Origin of the sequence: Microbacterium sp. JB110 (assembly GCF_003335195.1) — a bacterium.
GTDB lineage: Bacteria > Actinomycetota > Actinomycetes > Actinomycetales > Microbacteriaceae > Microbacterium.
In genome coordinates this window covers 1-238 of the sequence record NZ_QPGM01000028.1, presented here as the reverse complement: position 1 = coordinate 238, position 238 = coordinate 1, and the positions used below count along the sequence as shown (strand labels likewise).

Sequence of the window (238 nt, the reverse complement as noted above, 5' to 3'; positions counted from 1 at the left end):
GTAAAGGCTCTAACAACAACATACTTGTCGAACCATTTTGTCTAAAATTCAAATCAATCGCATATACATCATTTTTGTCGTCTAATAACAAGTCAAAGCCCGCTACGCCAAAGTAACCTTTAGATACCCCAATTTCCATGATTTCTCTACCAGCTTCTATCACGTGTTTAGGTACATCCGGCGCATTTTCATTTCCACTATAATAGCCGTAAGCATCTGTGAGTTGAGCTGAAGTACC

Annotated in this window: 1 protein-coding gene; it reads right to left on the bottom strand. The window is 39.1% G+C overall.

From position 1 onward, the window contains the following. A partial coding sequence (locus CIK77_RS17455; RefSeq protein WP_220224456.1) for a hypothetical protein occupies window positions 1-238 on the bottom strand: 238 nt, incomplete at both ends.